The sequence below is a fragment of the Streptomyces bottropensis ATCC 25435 genome, assembly GCF_000383595.1.
GTDB lineage: Bacteria > Actinomycetota > Actinomycetes > Streptomycetales > Streptomycetaceae > Streptomyces > Streptomyces bottropensis.
The window spans coordinates 709,978-723,703 of the sequence record NZ_KB911581.1; the positions used below are offsets into that span (position 1 = coordinate 709,978).

A 13,726-nucleotide genomic window follows, 5' to 3' on the forward strand; every position below is an offset into this window, starting at 1 on the left:
CCGCACTCCCTGAACGACACCTCGACACGCCAGTATGCGCACCGATACGCACCGGCACGCGAACGGGCCGCGCGCCCCTCAAGGGGTCACGCGGCCCGTTCGTGCGATCAGCAGACAAGAGCGTCGGGGTCAGTGACCGCCCTGCTCCTTGAAGCGCAGGTACGACTTCTCGACCTCGGCCTCGGCCTCGGTGCGGCCGACCCAGTCGGCGCCCTCGACGGACTTGCCGGGCTCCAGGTCCTTGTAGACCTCGAAGAAGTGCTGGATCTCCAGGCGGTCGAACTCCGAGACGTGGTGGATGTCACGCAGGTGCTCCACCCGCGGGTCGGTCGCCGGGACGCACAGCAGCTTGTCGTCGCCGCCGGCCTCGTCCGTCATCCGGAACATGCCGATCGCACGGCACTTGATGAGGCAGCCCGGGAACGTCGGCTCGTCAAGAATGACCAGCGCGTCCAGCGGGTCGCCGTCCTCGCCGAGAGTGTTCTCGACGAAGCCGTAGTCGGTCGGGTAGGCGGTCGAGGTGAAGAGTCGACGGTCCAGGCGGATCCGACCGGTCTCGTGGTCCACCTCGTACTTGTTCCGCGAACCCTTCGGAATCTCGATCGTGACGTCGAACTCCACCGGTGGCTCCTCCATGATCAACACATAGTTCTGGTGGTTAAGTGTCCCTCACGCAGGTCGGTGATCGCGAAAGGGGCTGGTGGTCGTGCGGGAGCCGAAGGTCTGGCGGGCCGCGAGACCGCATGTGGCGCGGGTCGCGCGCGGCGTGAAACCGGGGATCGCGCGCGTGGTACGCGCCGTCGAGCCCGGTGCCGCGCGCGTCGCACAGGTGGTGAAACCCGGCGTCGAACGCGTCACGAGCGCCGTCACGGCACGCTCTTCGCAGCTCGCGGGGAGCGCGAAGAAGCTCACGACCCTCCAGTTCACCGTCGGCGCGGCCACCCTGGGGCTGGTGCTCTCGGCCGGGGCGGTGACCGCCGCCGGACCCTGGGACTCCTCCGGTCAGCGTACGGCCGAGCGCGCCTGGGCGGCATCGGGGGCCGACCAGGGTGGCGCAGATCACGGAGGCCGTTCGGGTACGTCGTCCAGCACGGCGGGGGCGCCCAAGCCCGCGCCGAGCGCCCCCGCCGTGCTGGCCGGCCTCGACGGCGCCTCCGGCGCGAACTCCCTGCCCGCATCCGCCGCCCTGGCCGCCGCCCTGGACCCGTTCCTGAAGGCGCCCGTCCTGGGCCCCCGCCGCGCGGCCGCCGTGGTCGACGTCGCGACCGGCAAGCGCCTGTACGCCCAGAACGCGGACGACGCCCTGACCCCCGCCTCCACGACCAAGATCGCCACGGCTGTCGCCGCCCTCTCGGCGGTCGGCCCCGACCACCGCATCGAGACACGCGCGGTCCTGACGCCCGACTCCACCGAGGTCGTCCTCGTCGGCGGCGGCGACCCCACCCTCACCGCGCACCAGGACACGGGCGGCTACGCGAGCCTGCGCACCCTCGCCGACGAGACGGCCGCCGCCCTGGACGAGCGCCACCTGAAAAAGATCACCCTCACCCACGACACCTCCCTCTACGAGGGCCCCGAGCAGCACACCATCGGCGTGAACGGCAACCTCGCCCTGGTCGTCCCGCTGATGGCCGACGAGGCCCGCCTCGACGACTCCTCCAGCGGCAGCGCGGACCGCGACCCGGACCCGGCGGCGGCCGCCACCGCGACGTTCGCCTCCCTGCTGGAGGAGCGGGGCGTCACGGTGCGGACCGAGGGCTCCGCGAAGACCCCGAAGGGTGCGAAGGAACTCGCCGCCGTCTCCTCCCCGCCCCTGTCGACCCTGGTCGAGCGCATGCTCACCCACAGCGACAACGACATCGCCGAGGCCCTGGCCCGCCAGGTCGCGCTCGCGACGGGCGAGCGCCCGAGCTTCGACGGCGGCGCGGCGGCCATCAAGAAGGAACTGAAGAAGCTCGAACTGCCCCTCGGCGGTGTCGAGTTCGCGGACGGCAGCGGCCTCAGCCGGGGCAACGAACTGACTCCCGCACTCCTCACCACCCTCCTGGCCAGGTCCGCGGACCCCGACCACCCCGAACTCCGTTCCGTCCTCACCGGCCTCCCCGTCGCCGGCTTCACCGGCACCCTCCGCGGCCGCTACCCCAGCGAGGCCACCGGCACCGGCGTCGTCCGCGCCAAGACCGGCACCCTGAGCAACGTGAACACCCTCGCCGGCACGGTCGTCGACGCCGACGGCCGCCTCCTCGCCTTCGCCTTCCTGGCGACGGAGACCGACATGGCCGACACCGACCTCGCCAAGAAGGCCCTGACCGACGCCACCTCGACCCTGGCGACCTGCGGCTGCCGTTGACGTCGGCGAAGCAGGGCGGAGCCGGTGCTTCCAGGGGCGCGGAGAACCGCGCGAGCAACCACGAGCCCACCCGCACCGACCCACGACCCCAGGCACCGCCCGTCCGTCATGGCCTGCCCCAAGCGGCAGCGCTCACGTACGGTTGACAACATGACTCGTATCGGTGGTGCCGAGATGGTCGACTGGAATCTCGCGGTGGCGACCGCGACCCGGCTCGTACGGCCGGGCCCCGAGGTGAGCCGCGACGAGGCCAGGGCCATCGTCGCCGAGCTCCGCCGGCACGCGAAGGCGTCGGAGGAACACGTCCGCGCCTTCACGCGGATGCTGCCCGACACGGGCGACGACACCCCCGTCCTCGTGGTGGACCGGCCCGGCTGGGTCAGGGCCAACGTGGCCGGCTTCCGGGAGCTGCTGAAGCCGCTGCTGGAGAAGATGGAGGAACGTCGCGGCAACACCCCGGGCGGCGCCGTCCTCGGCGCGGTCGGCGGCAAGGTCACCGGCGTCGAACTGGGCATGCTCCTGTCGTTCCTGTCCTCCCGGGTCCTCGGTCAGTACGAGACCTTCGCCCCGCCGACCCGCGAACTCCCGGCGGGCGAGAACGGCGGGGGCCGACTGCTCCTCGTCGCCCCGAACATCGTGCACGTGGAGCGCGAACTCGACGTCCAGCCCCACGACTTCCGCCTCTGGGTGTGTCTGCACGAGGAGACGCACCGGACCCAGTTCACGGCCGTCCCCTGGCTGCGGGACCACCTGGAGGGTGAAATCCAGTCGTTCCTGGGGGAGACGGAGGTCGATCCCACGACCTTCCTGGAGCGCGTCCGGGAGGCCGCCCAGTCACTCGCGGGTGGCCGGCCCGAGGGAGAGGTGGGCGACGACGGTCACTCGATCGTGGAATTGGTGCAGACCCCCGCCCAGCGCGAGATCCTCGGCCGGCTCACCGCCGTCATGTCCCTCCTGGAGGGCCACGCCGACTACGTGATGGACGGGGTCGGCCCGGCCGTCGTGCCCTCGGTCGCCGAGATCCGGGAGAAGTTCCAGCAGCGACGGGCCAAGGGTGCCTCCCGCCTGGACCAGGCCCTGCGCAAGCTGCTGGGCCTGGACGCCAAGCTCAGGCAGTACAGGGACGGCGAGCGGTTCGTTCGGGCGGTCGTCGAACAGGTCGGCATGGACGGTTTCAACCGCGTCTGGACCTCACCGAACACCCTGCCGACCAAGGCGGAGATCGCCAAACCGGCGGACTGGGTCACACGGGTGCATCGCAAGGCGGAGTCGTGAGCCACGCGTGAGCGTGGTGAACGAATCCGGCCTATGGCAGGCAAACGCACCTCCAATCACCCGTCCGAGGGACCGTGAGCGAGGGGTAGGCGTGCAATGCTCGGGGAACGGCCCGGTTCTGTCACCATCTACACACTCTGAGTGACCGAACTCGGGCTCACCCCCCGACAATTTCATGAAGGGAACCGGACATGGGTCCCCACCCCGCGGTCGCGGCGATACGCCTGGCGGTACGCCGCGTACTCCACGACCTCCTCACCGAACACGACACGAACACCACCCTGCGCGCGCCCGCCCACGCGACCCCCGGCGCGCCGTCGGGCACGGGCGCGCGACCGGCGCTCGCGCCGCCTACGGCCGTGCCCCCCACGGCCGGGCCCATCGACGTCCGGCGCAGTGCGTCCGCGCGCCCGGGGGCGTCCCGCACGGGGGCCGGCGGGGACGAGCGCCCGCTCGTGCTCGTGGCGTGCTCCGGCGGCGCCGACTCCATGGCCCTCGCCTCCGCCCTCGCCTTCGAGGCGCCCAAGCTCGGCGTCCGCGCCGGCGGCGTCACCGTCGACCACGGTCTGCAGCCCGGCTCCGACCTGCGCGCCGAGGAAGTCGCCCTGCGCCTGCGCGAACTGGGCCTGGACCCGGTCGAGTCGGTGGCCGTCACCGTCGGCCGCGACGGCGGCCCCGAGGCCGCCGCCCGGGACGCCCGCTACGCCGCCCTCGACGCCGCGCTGGAACGCCACGGCGGCACCGCCGTCCTGCTCGGCCACACCCGCGACGACCAGGCCGAGACCGTCCTGCTCGGTCTCGCCCGCGGCTCCGGCATCCGCTCCCTGTCCGGTATGGCCGCGGTCTCGGGGGCCGACGGCCGTTATCGCCGCCCCTTCCTCCAGCTCGACCGGCAGACCGCTCGCAAGGCCTGCATGGTCCAGTCGCTGCCCGTCTGGGACGACCCGCACAACGCCGATCCCGCCTACACCCGGTCCAGGCTCCGCCACGAGGGCCTGCCCGCTCTGGAGAAGGCGCTCGGCAAGGGCGTCGTCGAGGCCCTCGCCCGTACGGCCCGGCTCTCCCGGGACGACGCCGACGCCCTCGACACCTGGGCCCGTCAGGCCGAGGCGTCCGTCCGCGACGCCGCCGGCCTGCTGGAGTGCGCGAAGCTCTACGCGCTGCCGCCCGCCGTACGCCGCCGGATCCTGCGCCGGGCCGCCATCGAGGCCGGTGCCCCGGCCGGTTCCCTCTTCGCCCGGCACATCGAGGAGGTCGACCGGCTCATCACCGGCTGGCGCGGTCAGGGGGCCATCAATCTCCCCGGCCGGGTCGTCGCCCAGCGCCAGGGTGGCAGACTGGTGATTCGGCAAGGCTGAATCCGGACGCCGAAGGGGCCCCTCACACGGGCCCCGGGCTCCCCGCACGGGGTGCGGGTGTCCGCGAGCGGCCCTGGGACGACCGACCGAAAGTGATGCGGGTGGACGCGAAAGACATGGGTGCCGACCTCAAAGAGGTGCTCATCACCAAGGAAGAGATCGACGCGAAGCTCGTCGAGCTGGCCGCGAAGATCGACGCGGAGTACGTGGGCAAGGACCTGCTGATCGTCGGAGTCCTCAAGGGCGCGGTCATGGTCATGGCGGACCTCGCGCGGGCGCTGTCCACCCCGGTCACCATGGACTGGATGGCCGTGTCCTCCTACGGCGCGGGCACCCAGTCCTCGGGTGTGGTGCGGATCCTCAAGGACCTCGACACCGACATCAAGGGCAAGCACGTCCTGATCGTCGAGGACATCATCGACTCGGGCCTGACCCTGTCGTGGCTGATCTCCAACCTCGGCTCCCGCGAGCCCGAGTCCCTGAAGATCTGCACCCTGCTGCGCAAGCCCGACGCCGCCAAGGTCGCCATCGACGTGGAGTGGGTCGGCTTCGACATCCCCAACGAGTTCGTCGTGGGCTACGGCCTCGACTTCGCCGAGAAGTACCGAAACCTCCCGTTCGTCGGTACGCTCGCGCCCCACGTCTACGGCGGCTGAACAACCCTCGTAAGACGCTCGGGAACCCCAGCGGGTTTCGCGCCGTTGGAGCATGCGAGGACGGGATCGCCGACAGTCCCCTGCGGCTTCGGGTGACAATGCTGGGGTACCGTCCGAAGAACAGTCTTTTATCAAACTCACTATGGCAGGAGGGACGGGGCGGCACCGCTCCGTATGGATGGACGTGAAGCGATACTTCCGTGGGCCAGTCATGTGGATCGTGCTGGCCGTCCTTGCCGTGGTCGTGTTGATGCAGGTTGTCGGCTCGTCCGGCGGCTACAAGACGGTGGACACCGGCCAGGTGGTCCAGGCGATCAATGACAACAAGGTCAAAGAAGCCAAACTGACCACCGGCGAAGAGCAGCTCCTGAAGGTGCAGCTCAAGGACGGCCAGAAGATCGAGGACAGCTCGAAGATCCAGGCGAGCTACATCGGCGATCAGGGCGTCACCCTCGCCAACACCCTGCAGGACAAGTTCCAGAACAAGCAGATCCCCGACGGCTACACGGTCTCGCCGACCAAGCAGAACGCTTTCGTCGGCATCCTGCTGTCCCTGCTCCCCTTCGTCCTGATCGTGGTCGTCTTCCTGTTCCTGATGAACCAGATGCAGGGCGGCGGCTCCCGGGTCATGAACTTCGGGAAGTCCAAGGCCAAGCTCATCACCAAGGACACCCCGAAGACGACCTTCTCGGACGTGGCGGGTGCGGACGAGGCCGTCGAGGAACTCCACGAGATCAAGGAGTTCCTCCAGGAGCCGGCCAAGTTCCAGGCCGTCGGCGCCAAGATCCCCAAGGGCGTGCTGCTCTACGGCCCGCCCGGTACGGGCAAGACGCTGCTGGCGCGCGCCGTCGCGGGCGAGGCGGGCGTCCCCTTCTACTCGATCTCCGGTTCCGACTTCGTCGAGATGTTCGTCGGTGTCGGTGCCTCCCGGGTCCGTGACCTCTTCGAGCAGGCCAAGGCGAACGCCCCGGCGATCGTCTTCGTCGACGAGATCGACGCGGTCGGCCGCCATCGCGGCGCCGGCCTCGGCGGTGGTCACGACGAGCGCGAGCAGACGCTGAACCAGCTGCTCGTCGAGATGGACGGCTTCGACGTCAAGGGCGGCGTGATCCTCATCGCCGCGACGAACCGCCCGGACATCCTCGACCCGGCGCTGCTGCGTCCGGGCCGCTTCGACCGCCAGATCGCCGTCGACCGCCCGGACATGCAGGGCCGTCTGGAGATTCTCAAGGTCCACCAGAAGGGCAAGCCGGTCGCGCCCGACGTCGACCTCGGCGCCGTCGCCCGCCGCACCCCCGGCATGACGGGTGCCGATCTCTCCAACGTCCTGAACGAGGCCGCGCTCCTGACGGCCCGCAGCGACAAGAAGCTGATCGACAACCACATGCTGGACGAGGCGATCGACCGTGTGATCGCGGGCCCGCAGAAGCGGACCCGGATCATGTCGGACAAGGAGAAGAAGATCACCGCGTACCACGAGGGCGGTCACGCCCTGGTCGCGGCGGCCTCACCGAACTCCGACCCCGTCCACAAGATCACCATCCTGTCCCGGGGCCGCGCCCTCGGCTACACGATGGTCCTGCCGGACGAGGACAGGTACTCGACCACCCGTAACGAGATGCTCGACCAGCTCGGCTACATGATGGGTGGCCGCGCCGCCGAGGAACTGGTCTTCCACGACCCGACCACCGGCGCCTCGAACGACATCGAGAAGGCCACCAGCCTGGCCCGCGCGATGGTCACCCAGTACGGCATGACCGAGCGTCTCGGTGCCATCAAGTTCGGCGGCGACAACAGCGAGCCGTTCCTCGGACGTGAGATGGCTCACCAGCGCGACTACTCGGAAGAGGTCGCCGCGCTCGTGGACGAAGAGGTCAAGAAGCTCATCGAGAACGCGCACAACGAGGCCTGGGAGATCCTGGTCGAGAACCGCGACGTCCTCGACAACCTGGTGCTGCAGCTGCTGGAGAAGGAGACGCTGGGCAAGGAGCAGATCGCCGAGATCTTCGCCCCCATCGTCAAGCGTCCGCCCCGGCCCGCCTGGACCGGCTCCTCCCGCCGCACCCCCTCCACCCGTCCGCCGGTCCTCTCCCCCCGGGAGCTGGCACTGACGAACGGCGCGAACGGCGCGACGCCGGCGATCACCACCAAGGCGCCCGTCGACGCGACTCCGGAGGAGAACGCGGAGAGCTGACGCCCCATCGGCGAGAACCGGCCACCCTGGGAGCCTCGGCTCCCGGCCCCGGCCGCCTCGCCAGGCCCGGAATGGATGCCGTGCCCCCCAGGTTCTAGCCTGGGGGGCACGGCCTTTTCGTATGACCGGGACATGGCCGAAAAATGAGACGCGTGGCCGTGCGCGTCGTCAGGCTCAGGAGCGAGGCACGACATGACCGACCCCGTGACGCTGGACGGTGGGGGCGCCATCGGCGAGTTCGACGAGAAGCGCGCCGAGAACGCCGTACGGGAGCTGCTGATCGCGGTCGGCGAGGATCCCGACCGGGAAGGGCTCAGGGAGACCCCGGCGCGGGTGGCGCGGGCGTACCGGGAGATATTCGCGGGCCTGTGGCAGCAGCCCGAGGGCGTGCTGACCACGACCTTCGACCTCGGACACGACGAGATGGTCCTGGTGAAGGACATCGAGGTCTACAGCACCTGTGAACACCATCTGGTCCCCTTCCGCGGTGTCGCGCACGTCGGGTACATCCCGTCCACCAGCGGAAAGATCACCGGCCTGTCGAAGCTGGCGCGGCTGGTGGACGTCTACGCCCGGCGGCCCCAGGTGCAGGAGCGGATGACGACGCAGATCGCCGACTCGCTGATGGAGATCCTGGAGCCGCGCGGGGTCATCGTGGTCGTGGAGTGCGAGCACATGTGCATGTCGATGCGGGGCATCCGCAAGCCCGGCGCGAAGACCATCACGTCGGCCGTGCGCGGCCAGCTGCGGGACGCGGCCACCCGCAACGAGGCGATGAGCCTCATCATGGCCCGCTGACCTCCCCCCGCGCGTGCGGGCGGGCCGCTACGTGGCGCGGGCCGCGCCGCCACCCGTGTCGTCGTCCTCCGGGAGCTTGCAGACACGCTCCAGGAAGAAGGCGGCCACTATGACGGCGATGCCCGCGAGGACGGAGAACCCGGCGTAGATGGCCTGGTCGCGACGGGCCGGGACCTCCAGGTACTCCAGGAGGAAGATCCCGACGCCGCCGTACATCCCGGCGACGAGCGCGGCGACGAGGGCGCTGGCCTGGCCGAAGACGACCGCGCGGGCGGCCATCAGGGGCTCCACGCCCTTGGCGTCCGGCCGGCGCTCCCGCTGGGCCTTGAGCCGGTTGCGCAGGGACACCGCGGTGGCCGTCAGGACGGTGGCGATCAGGGCGAGCACGATGGGCGCGGCCAGCGGGACGCTCGGCAGGGTGTCCACCGAGCTCCACAGCCGGGCCCCGGCCCAGGACAGCACCCCCGCGACGACGAACACCGCGGCCAGCGTCCTGATGCGCAGCTCTTTCACGATGCCCCTTCGACGAGCCCGGTGGTCCACGGTGTCGGGGATGATCCCGACCCGGTAGACCTTAACGACTACGCGGGCAGGTGGAGTTCCAGGTCGGCGCGGGGCGTCACGCCCTCGCGGGTGACGTCGTCCAGGAGCAGGGCGACCGGGCCGCGGCCGACGAGCCGGGCCTCCGGGTCGACGTCGTGCCAGGGGGCGAGGACGAAGGCCCGTTCGTGTGCGCGCGGATGCGGCAGGGTGAGCAGCGGATCGTCGGAGACGACGTCCGCGTACGCCACGATGTCGACGTCCAGCGTGCGCGGGCCCCAGCGCTCGTCCCGCACCCGGTGGAAGGCCTCCTCGACGGCCTGGGCGCGCTCCAGCAGCGAGGAGGGCGGCAGGGTGGTCTTCAGGACGACGACCGCGTTGAAGTACGAGGGCTGGCTGCCCGGCGCCACCCCCCAGGGCTCGGTCTCGTACACCGGCGAGACGGCCTTGACGCGTACGCCCGGTGTGTCCTCCAGCGCGTCGATCGCGCCCTGGATGTTCTCCAGCCGGTTGCCCAGGTTCGAACCGAGGGAGAGCACCGCCCGGCGGGGGTTGTGCAGGGTCGTGTCGGCCTCGTCCACCTTCTGTACGACGGAGGCGGGCACCGGCTGTACGGTCGGGTCGCTGTGACCCGCGGCGAAGAACGCGGTCATACTCGGCTCCGGGTGATGGTGACGGTCACGTCGTCGAAGGGGACGGTGATCGGCGCGTTCGGCTTGTGGACGGCGACCTCGACCTCCTGGACCCCGTCGTGCGCCAGGCACGCCCGGGCGATCCGCTCGGCGAGCGTCTCGATGAGGTTCACCGGCTCGCCCTCCACGAGGGCGACGACCTCCTCCGCCACGATCCCGTAGTGCACGGTCTTCGCCAGGTCGTCGTCGGCAGCGGCCGGCCGGGTGTCCAGGCCGAGCGTGAGGTCCACCACGAAGGTCTGGCCCTCCTCACGCTCGTGCGGGAACACCCCGTGGTGTCCGCGGGCCCTGAGGCCCCGCAACGCGACACGATCCACGCGAATCACTCCTGCAGTCGTCGGGAGCGGCCGATGCCACCCGTGTCGTCCGTGTCCTCGTGCGCGCTCGGCGCACCGGCCACCGTCGAATCTACCTGCGAGCCACGACAACCCTCACGCACGCGGGCCCGGGTGGACCGCCTACCCCGTCAGGACGGTGTGTCCTCGCTCTCGTCCTCATCGGATTCGGTCAGCACCGGGGAGCCGTGGTGCGACCAGAGCTTCCAGCCGTCGGACGTGCGGCGGAACACGTTCGTGGCCACCACCAGCTGTCCCACGAGCGGCCCCAGCTCGTCACTGCCGTCCGGCGCCGGCCCGCCGCTCAGGATGTTCTCGGTGCAGGTGACGAGCGCGGTGTCCCCGGTGACCGACACATGCACGTCGGTGAGGAAGAACTGGATGTACTCCGTGTTCGCCATGATCAGCGCGTACGACCGCAGCACCTCGCCGCGCCCGGTCAGGACGGGCCAGCCGGGGTGCACGCAGGAGATCACGCCCGTCTCGGCGGGGTCGTGGTACTCCTCGTCCACGCCCACGCCCACGTCGGCGGGGGCCAGCCAGAGGGAGGAGAGCGTCTCGAAGTCGCCCTGTTCCATGGCCTCGTAGAAGGCCCGGTTGGCGAGTTCGACCTGTTCGACGTCGGTGTGGGGAGCGCTCACCGCTCCCGGGCCCCTTCGATGGCGCGGGCCACGCGGACCGCGTCGGCGGTGGCGCGGACCTCGTGCACCCGGACCGCCCAGGCACCCTGCTGGGCGGCCAGGGCCGACACGGCGGCGGTCGCGGCGTCCCGTTCGCGGGCGGGCGGCGGGGCGCCCTCCGGGCCGGCCAGGACCCGGCCGAGGAACCGTTTGCGGGACGCGGCGACCAGCAGGGGGTGGCCGAGGCCGAGCAGCCGGTCGAGGTGGGCGAGGAGGGTGAGGTCGTGCTCGGCGTCCTTCGAGAAGCCGAGGCCGGGGTCGACGACAACGCGGTCCCGCGCGACACCGCCCTCCAGAACGGCGTCCACGCGCGCGCGCAGCTCCCGTGCCACCTCGGCGACGACGTCCTCGTAGACGCCCCTGACGTTGCCGCCCTCCAGGAAGCCCCGCCAGTGCATCACCACGAAGGGGGCCCCCGCGGCCGCCACCACCGGGATCATCGCGGGGTCGGCGAGGCCGCCGCTGACGTCGTTGACGAGGGCGGCGCCGGCGGCGAGGGCCTGCTCGGCGACGGAGGCGCGCATGGTGTCCACGGACACGGTGACGCCCTCGGAGGCCAGCCCCCGCACGACGGGGATGACGCGTTTGAGTTCCTCGGCCTCGTCGACGCGGGCGGCACCGGGCCGGGTCGACTCACCGCCCACGTCCACCAGGTCCGCGCCCTCCGCGACCATGTGCAGGCCGTGCTTGATGGCCGCCGTGGTGTCGAACCAGCGGCCGCCGTCGGAGAACGAGTCGGGGGTGACGTTGACGACCCCCATGACCGCGCAACGGTCCCACACGGGCATTCCGGCCACCTGACCGCGCCCGTTCTGCTTGCTCATGCGTCAAGCCTAGGCCCATGGCGCGGGGGGCCCTGCCCCGAGCCGGGGCCCCGGCGCCAGGTGACCGAGGTCTAGACGGCACGGACACTCTGTTCGCCGATGCCCTGGTCCGCCACCGTGTGCGCGCACGGCCGGCGGACCTTCGGGCGCAGGCGCAGCACAGAGGGAAGGGCGAGGTGGACGAAGCCCTCGGCCTGCATCGCGGCGAGGCCGATGCGCGGTAGGTCGCGGGAGGCGGCGTAGACGACGAAGCGCGGCACCCAGCGCGGGTTGAACTTCGCGTTGAACTTGTACAGCGACTCGATCTGGAACCAGCGGGACAGGAAGACCAGCAGACCGCGCCAGGCGCGCAGCACCGGTCCCGCGCCGATCTTCTCGCCGCGGGCCAGGGCCGAACGGAACATCGCGAAGTTCAGGGAGACCTGCTTCACGCCCAGCCGGGGAGCCGCCTGGAGGGCCGCGACGATGAGGAGTTCGTTCATGCCGGGGTCCGCCGAGCGGTCGCGGCGCATCAGGTCCAGGGAGGCGCCGTCGGGGCCCCAGGGCACGAAGTGGAGTACGGCCTTGAGGTCGCCGTACGCGCCGGGGACCTCGTCCGCCTTGTGCGCGGTGGCGATGAGGCAGTCGTCGTCGGCCGGGTCGCCGACGCGGCCGAGCGCCATCGAGAAGCCGCGTTCGGTGTCGGTGCCGCGCCAGTCCTCGGCGGCGCGGCGGATCCGCTCCAGCTCCGCCTCGCCGAGGTCACGGACGCGCCGGACCCGGGTCTCGTAACCGAGTCGCTCGATGCGCTTCACCATTTGACGCACGTTGCGCATCGCGCGTCCGGCGAGGGAGAAATCCGCGACGTCCACCACCGCCTCGTCGCCCAGTTCGAGGGCGTCGAGGCCGGTCTCGCGGGTCCACACCTCGGCGCCCGTCTCCGAACAGCCCATGACGGCCGGGGTCCAGGAGTGGGCCGTGGCCTCGTCCATGAAGCGTTCGATCGCGCCGGGCCAGGCCTCGACGTCGCCGATCGGGTCGCCGCTGGCCAGCATCACCCCGGAGACGACGCGGTAGGTGACCGCCGCCTTGCCGCTCGGGGAGAAGACGACCGCCTTGTCGCGGCGGAGCGCGAAGTGGCCGAGGGAGTCGCGGCCGCCGTGCCGGTCCAGCAGGGCGCGCAGCCGTACCTCGTCGTCGTCGGTGAGACGGGCCGCCGGGTGTTCGGGGCGGAATGCCAGGTAGACGGTGGTGATCGCGGTCAGCAGGCCGAGGGCGCCGAGCGAGAAGGCCACCGTCCAGGACGTGGTGCCGAGGTAGCCGACCGGACCCTCGAAGCCGAACAGACCGTAGATGACGTGTTCGAGCCGGTCGGCGAGGCTCGGGTCGCCGACCATGCGCCCGGGGTGGGCGCTGACGACGAGCAGACCGAGGACGATCGAACCGGCGCCCATCAGCACGAAGTTGGCGAGCGCCCGCCAGCGGCTGGTGGGGTCGGGCAGGGCGCGGAACTCGTCGCGGTGGCGCAGCAGGGGGACGAACAGGGCGAGCGAGACGAGCACGCCGACGAGTGAGTGCCGATAGGTGAACTGGGCGAGCGCCCCGGCCGGCAGCAGCACCACGGCCGCCCGCCAGGCGCGCCGTTTGCGCCGGCGCAGACCGTGGGCGAGGAGCAGCAGCAGGACGCCCACGCTCAGCGAGAGGGCCGCCGCGAACGGGCCGAGGGCGCCCGGGAGCACCTCGGCCAGTGTGTGCATACGGCTGTTCCGGAAACGCGGGAACACGCCCGCGGCGATGTCCAGCAGCCCGACGAGCGTGCAGGCCCTGGCGACCAGGGCGGGCACGGCCTCGGGGCGCGGCCCGCGCAGCGCGCCGCGCACGGCGCCGTATCCGCGCCCTACGGCGCCGGCCGGGAGTCGGTCCGAGCGGACCGGAACCTCGCCCGACATTTCCCCATCTGTCCTGACAGACATCGCATCCCGTTGTTCCGCGAGTGAGCTTGGATCCGGTGCCTTTTCCGGCATCCGGCGACATTGCGCCCTCTA

The 13,726-nt window shown here is 71.1% G+C and carries 13 protein-coding genes; 6 read left to right on the forward strand and 7 right to left on the reverse strand.

Going from position 1 to position 13,726, the window contains the following annotated elements:
• Positions 1-129: 129 nt before the first annotated feature.
• Positions 130-621 carry an inorganic diphosphatase gene (locus STRBO_RS0103160; RefSeq protein ID WP_020113767.1) on the reverse strand — a complete coding sequence of 164 codons (492 nt, stop codon included), beginning with the start codon at positions 619-621 and terminating at the stop codon, positions 130-132.
• A gap of 79 nt (positions 622-700) precedes the next feature.
• Here STRBO_RS0103160 and dacB point away from each other — a divergent pair, with 79 nt between their 5' ends.
• From dacB to folE, 6 genes are all read left to right on the forward strand, one after another.
• On the forward strand, positions 701-2,350 hold the full coding sequence (dacB, locus tag STRBO_RS0103165) for a D-alanyl-D-alanine carboxypeptidase/D-alanyl-D-alanine endopeptidase (protein ID WP_005475819.1): 1,650 nt from the start codon (positions 701-703) through the stop codon (positions 2,348-2,350).
• Between the two features lie 150 nt (positions 2,351-2,500).
• Positions 2,501-3,625 carry a zinc-dependent metalloprotease gene (locus STRBO_RS0103170; protein WP_028796439.1) on the forward strand — a complete coding sequence of 375 codons (1,125 nt, stop codon included), beginning with the start codon at positions 2,501-2,503 and terminating at the stop codon, positions 3,623-3,625.
• A 191-nt stretch (positions 3,626-3,816) separates the two neighbouring features.
• Positions 3,817-4,983 carry a tRNA lysidine(34) synthetase TilS gene (tilS, locus tag STRBO_RS0103175; RefSeq protein ID WP_005475814.1) on the forward strand — a complete coding sequence of 389 codons (1,167 nt, stop codon included), beginning with the start codon at positions 3,817-3,819 and terminating at the stop codon, positions 4,981-4,983.
• A gap of 95 nt (positions 4,984-5,078) precedes the next feature.
• Positions 5,079-5,639 (forward strand): hypoxanthine phosphoribosyltransferase, encoded by a 561-nt coding sequence (hpt, locus tag STRBO_RS0103180; RefSeq protein ID WP_020113769.1) that lies wholly within the window; start codon positions 5,079-5,081, stop codon positions 5,637-5,639.
• Positions 5,640-5,817: 178 nt separating this feature from the next.
• Complete coding sequence (gene ftsH / locus STRBO_RS0103185) at positions 5,818-7,833, forward strand: ATP-dependent zinc metalloprotease FtsH (protein ID WP_037626970.1); 2,016 nt, start codon at positions 5,818-5,820, stop codon at positions 7,831-7,833.
• Between the two features lie 192 nt (positions 7,834-8,025).
• Positions 8,026-8,631, forward strand: a complete 606-nt coding sequence (gene folE, locus STRBO_RS0103190) for a GTP cyclohydrolase I FolE (RefSeq protein WP_005475800.1) — start codon at positions 8,026-8,028, stop codon at positions 8,629-8,631.
• Between the two features lie 27 nt (positions 8,632-8,658).
• Here the strand turns inward: folE and STRBO_RS0103195 are convergent, their stop codons facing one another.
• The 6 genes from STRBO_RS0103195 to STRBO_RS0103220 form a co-directional block, all read right to left on the reverse strand.
• On the reverse strand, positions 8,659-9,144 hold the full coding sequence (locus STRBO_RS0103195; RefSeq protein WP_020113770.1) for a DUF3180 domain-containing protein: 486 nt from the start codon (positions 9,142-9,144) through the stop codon (positions 8,659-8,661).
• Between the two features lie 68 nt (positions 9,145-9,212).
• Positions 9,213-9,824, reverse strand: a complete 612-nt coding sequence (folK, locus tag STRBO_RS0103200) for a 2-amino-4-hydroxy-6-hydroxymethyldihydropteridine diphosphokinase (RefSeq protein ID WP_005475796.1) — start codon at positions 9,822-9,824, stop codon at positions 9,213-9,215.
• Entirely contained in the window at positions 9,821-10,180 is a 360-nt protein-coding gene (gene folB, locus STRBO_RS0103205) for a dihydroneopterin aldolase (protein WP_020113771.1), read from the reverse strand. Before folB ends, folK begins: the two co-directional genes overlap by 4 nt.
• Before the next feature lie 149 nt (positions 10,181-10,329).
• Complete coding sequence (locus STRBO_RS0103210; protein WP_005475791.1) at positions 10,330-10,839, reverse strand: nuclear transport factor 2 family protein; 510 nt, start codon at positions 10,837-10,839, stop codon at positions 10,330-10,332.
• Complete coding sequence (folP, locus tag STRBO_RS0103215; RefSeq protein WP_005475790.1) at positions 10,836-11,702, reverse strand: dihydropteroate synthase; 867 nt, start codon at positions 11,700-11,702, stop codon at positions 10,836-10,838. Before folP ends, STRBO_RS0103210 begins: the two co-directional genes overlap by 4 nt.
• A 71-nt stretch (positions 11,703-11,773) precedes the next feature.
• Positions 11,774-13,630 (reverse strand): phosphatidylglycerol lysyltransferase domain-containing protein, encoded by a 1,857-nt coding sequence (locus tag STRBO_RS0103220; protein ID WP_020113773.1) that lies wholly within the window; start codon positions 13,628-13,630, stop codon positions 11,774-11,776.
• Positions 13,631-13,726 lie beyond the last annotated feature (96 nt).

Bases quoted from the DNA above. Each gene is read 5' to 3' on its own strand.
- ftsH (WP_037626970.1), top strand. From the start codon at position 5,818: ATGGACGTGAAGCGATACTTCCGTGGGCCAGTCATGTGGATCGTGCTG.
- tilS (WP_005475814.1), top strand. From the start codon at position 3,817: ATGGGTCCCCACCCCGCGGTCGCGGCGATACGCCTGGCGGTACGCCGC.
- folP (WP_005475790.1), bottom strand. From the start codon at position 11,702: ATGAGCAAGCAGAACGGGCGCGGTCAGGTGGCCGGAATGCCCGTGTGG.
- folK (WP_005475796.1), bottom strand. From the start codon at position 9,824: ATGACCGCGTTCTTCGCCGCGGGTCACAGCGACCCGACCGTACAGCCG.
- hpt (WP_020113769.1), top strand. From the start codon at position 5,079: ATGCGGGTGGACGCGAAAGACATGGGTGCCGACCTCAAAGAGGTGCTC.
- STRBO_RS0103220 (WP_020113773.1), bottom strand. From the start codon at position 13,630: ATGTCGGGCGAGGTTCCGGTCCGCTCGGACCGACTCCCGGCCGGCGCC.
- folE (WP_005475800.1), top strand. From the start codon at position 8,026: ATGACCGACCCCGTGACGCTGGACGGTGGGGGCGCCATCGGCGAGTTC.
- STRBO_RS0103170 (WP_028796439.1), top strand. From the start codon at position 2,501: ATGACTCGTATCGGTGGTGCCGAGATGGTCGACTGGAATCTCGCGGTG.